Source organism: Paenarthrobacter sp. CM16 (assembly GCF_013179505.1).
Lineage (GTDB): Bacteria > Actinomycetota > Actinomycetes > Actinomycetales > Micrococcaceae > Arthrobacter.
Genome location: NZ_JABMCX010000368.1, coordinates 1 through 3,900, shown reverse-complemented (window position 1 = coordinate 3,900; position 3,900 = coordinate 1). Strand labels below are relative to the sequence as shown.

General features: G+C 63.3%; 3 protein-coding genes and 1 pseudogene. All 4 read right to left on the bottom strand.

Features of this window, described 5'->3' with window-relative positions; genetic code table 11:
• Positions 1-651 (bottom strand): annotated as a pseudogene (locus HP499_RS21825) (sensor histidine kinase); the annotation flags it as partial.
• 26 nt (positions 652-677) lie between these two features.
• Positions 678-1,529: an ABC transporter permease gene (locus tag HP499_RS21820; protein WP_172326196.1), complete on the bottom strand. Its 852-nt coding sequence runs from the start codon at positions 1,527-1,529 to the stop codon at positions 678-680.
• A 2-nt stretch (positions 1,530-1,531) separates the two neighbouring features.
• The gene (locus HP499_RS21815; protein ID WP_172326195.1) at positions 1,532-2,476 is read right to left on the bottom strand and encodes an ABC transporter ATP-binding protein; all 945 of its coding nucleotides are present in this window, start codon (positions 2,474-2,476) and stop codon (positions 1,532-1,534) included.
• A 172-nt stretch (positions 2,477-2,648) separates the two neighbouring features.
• Positions 2,649-3,900: bifunctional phosphatase PAP2/diacylglycerol kinase family protein (locus HP499_RS21810; protein ID WP_172326194.1), on the bottom strand; the 1,252-nt coding region annotated here is incomplete at its 5' end.

The window sequence follows — 3,900 nt, the reverse complement described above, 5'->3', positions numbered from 1 at the left end:
CCGCTCCGTCACCTTGCCCAGCTGCGTGGTGCGGGCCGCCCATGCCGCGATCTCAGCCTCGTGCTCCCGCCGCTGCCGGACCGAAATGCCGATGCCGGTGGCCAAAAGATTGGACAACATGATGGTCACCGCTGTGGCGATGTTGTTGATCAGGTGGAAATTCTCCGGGACGTCCTGCAGGGCGTCCATCCCGCTGGGACTGGTCCACATGAAGAGATAGAGCAGGCTCAGGGGCAGGCTGGCGGCCACGAACACCACTAAAGCAAGGCTGCGTTTCCGGATGGAGGCCACGGCATAGAGCGCGAACCACAAACCTGCCGAGACGTTCGAACCCCACGGATTCAGGATGGTGGCCGCAATTTCAAGGAGGACGACGGCCAGCACAACCTGCAGCGGGAATTGCCGCCTGAAGATCAATGCGATGGCAATCATCAGCAGGATTGCCACCACCAGCCACTTGCCATCGACGATGGAGGTGATGATGGTGGGCAACGCCAACAGAACGTAGCTAAGGATCACCACGGCGTCCATGGCACGCGGCCGCTTGTAGAAGTAGCGGCGTATCCTGCCCCTGCGGCGCTGGGTGATTTCAGCGAAGGACGCGTCCACCGTAGCGGTGGCCGCGTCCTTCACCAGTGGAGCTTCAGTCATGAATTGAGCCTAGACGGCAACCCGTCCTAGACGTCCCGCTTCTTCAGCAGGATCATGGCCAGAGCCACCGGAACAACAACCCACGCGCCCAGGACCAGCGCAGCCTGCCACGCTTCCAGCGTTTCAGGAACATGCTCGACGGCGGTCATGGGAGTGATGGTGCTGGTGGGCAGGTACTTGTTGGCTTCCTTGAAGAAGTCGCCGGGAATGAGCTGGAAGGCAATCGGTGCAACGAACAGGAGCCCCACCAGGCTCATGATGCCGCCGGCCGAGTTCCGCACGATGGTTCCCAGGGCCATGCCAATGGCGGCTACTGCTGCCACATAGAGGCTGTTTACCAGGAGAAGCTTGACGGACTGCGAGCTGCCAAGGTCCAGCTTGAGGTCGTAGTTGTCCACGATGGGCAGAGAGACCAAGCCGGCGATGTAGATGGATACAGCGGTCAGGAGGAAGGCGCTGACCATGACCACAACCAGCTTGGCCAGGAACGGCGAGAGCCTCTTGGGAACGGCGGCAAACGTGGAGCGTGCCATTCCCGTGGTGAATTCGGAGCTCATGAGCAGGACACCCAGTGAACCGAGGATGAGCTGGGCGAACGAGATTCCGGAGCTGGGAATGCTGACCGCGAGGTCCCCGCCTTGGGCAGCCATGGCGGCCGCTGCTTCGGGATCGCTGGCAACCTGCTCTGCGAACTGACCGGTTCCCCATGCTGAGAGGGCCGCGAAGCCCACCATCACCAGTGCTGTGGAGGCCAAGAGGATCAGCGTGGACATCAGGGTGCGGAACTTGATGAATTCCGAGTTCAGCACACGGTGGAATGCCGGTCCCGGACCGACGGAGTTGCGGATGGACTTGCGGTCCATAGTGGTGGTGCTCATGTCTATTTCCCTCCGGCCTGGGCGGGAACCGATGCCCCGGTGGTGATGTGCGAGTGGTATTCCACCTCGTCCTTGGTCAGTTCCATGTACGCCTCTTCCAGGCTGGCCTGGAGCGGGGTCAGCTCGTACACCATGACCTGGTTCTCCAGCGCAGTCCGGGCAATGCCCCGGGGGTCCAGTCCGGACACTTCCAGGAGCTCGCGCTCGTGGACCTCAACGGAAACTCCGGTACCCGCCAGGAGCTGCATGAGGCGTTCCGGCTGGTCGGTGCGGACGCGCGTCCGTGCCTGGCCCTTGCCGGTGATGATTTCGGCGATGGGCGCATCGGCAATGATCTTGCCGCGGCCGATCACAATAAGGTGGTCCGCGGTCAGTGCCATTTCGCTCATGAGGTGGCTGGACAGGAAGACCGTGCGCCCCTCGGAGGCCAGGTACTTCACGAGGTTGCGGACCCAGACCACACCTTCAGGATCAAGGCCGTTGACCGGCTCGTCCAGAATGATGGTCTGGGGATCGCCCAGCAGCGCGGCGGCGATGCCGAGGCGCTGACCCATTCCGAGCGAGAAGCCCTTGACCTTCTTCTTGGCGACGTCCCCCAGGCCCGTCATTTCAATGACTTCGCGGACCCTGCTCTTGGGGATGCTGTGCGTCGCTGCCATGGCGAGCAGGTGGTTGTAGGCGGTACGGCTCGTGTGGACTGCCTTGGCGTCCAGGAGGGCGCCGATTTCGCGAAGCGGTGCCTTGTGCTGTGCGAACGGTTCACCGTTCACCGTCACAGAACCCGACGACGGAGTGTCCAGCCCCATGATCATGCGCATGGTGGTGGACTTGCCGGCACCGTTCGGACCCAGGAAGCCCGTCACTCGTCCCGCTTGGACAGTGAAACTGACACCGCCGACGGCGGTCTTCTCGCCGTAGACCTTGGTCAGGCCTTTTGCTTCGATCATGGAAGCGTTCCCTCCTCGGAGCACATGAGTGTGCAGATGAGTTTTGAATGTACTCACTACGCTACTCACGGAGGGACCGTAAATCGCCGGTCTCAGGGATGATTCAGGGTTCAGTCAGGGTAGTCCTCGCGGATGACCCGCACCAGGTCAGTTCCCGCATGCCTGCACCAGGTCAGTCTGCCGGCAGCGGCGAATACACGCGCAGTTCGCGCGGCTTCACCGTGAACGTGGCACTGCGGACTCCCGGCTTTGGTTCGCCGTCCACCGCCAGGACCAGGGGCTGCCCCACAGCCTCCACGGTGATGGTGGTGGCCTCGGTCAAGTGCGTAACCCTGGAGGCCGCCACAGTGCCCGTCACCACGGCCCACAGCAACCGCGCCCGGGCGAAAGGTTCATCCGCGGTGATCATGCGGAGGTCAAAGACACCATCATCGAGGACAGGCCTGCGCAGCGGCGCATGGTCGCTGGGATAGAACCTGCCACGGCCCATGTACAGGATCCAGAGTTTGTGCTTCACCCCATCAACCATCAGGGTGGTGGGCGAGTTGACGCCGAAGGTCCGCAAGGATGCCACCACGCTGGCCATAGGCTTGCCCATTGCCGGCTGGAGCCGCTCCCGCCTGCGGACCAGGTTGGGATACACCCCAACGCTGGCGGTGTTCAACATGGCCAATTCGGTGGTTTCCGGGGTCTCGGGAAGCCCGCGCTGCACTACTACATGCCCCAGGTCCACCAAGGCCGCCTGACCCTTGGTCACCGCCTCGATGGCGTCGTCGATCGAACTGGTGCCCACGTCGCGGGCGAAGTGGTTGAGGGTACCGCCCGGCAGCACCAGGAGCGGCAGTGAATGCTCGACGGCGGCAGCGGCGGCTGTGCCAACCGTTCCGTCACCGCCCCACACGCCCAGCGCAACGGTGCCGGGACGGGTGGCGGCTGCCTCGACTTCGAAAGCAACATCGTCTCCCTCTTCGATTTCCCGTATATACGCCTTAGGGAATATCACTCGGAGGAGCTCACCCGTTTCGGGGGAGTAGGACCCACCCAGGACGTTGACAGCGATACTGAGCCCCTCGCCGTCGGCGATTGCCGGTGCCTCGCCAGGGGTGCGACGAGGCGCTGGCTCGGGAGGCCTTGCCGGCCACCAGGTGCGCGTCAGCAAAGCTGCACCGGCTCCCAGGGCTGAACCGAACACGACGTCCGAAGGCCAGTGGGCTCCTGTATGAACACGGGAATAGGCAACGCCTGCCGCAATGGGTGCCAGTACCGCGCCGAGTGCCGGCGAAACCATCCCCGCCCCCACGGCGAATGCCACCGCAGAGGCAGAATGGCCGGAGGGCATGGAAGAACTGGTGGGTTGCGGATTCACAAAGCGGAAAATCGGAAGGTGCTCCGGCAGCGGGCGGGTCCTCGGGAGCGCCTTCTTG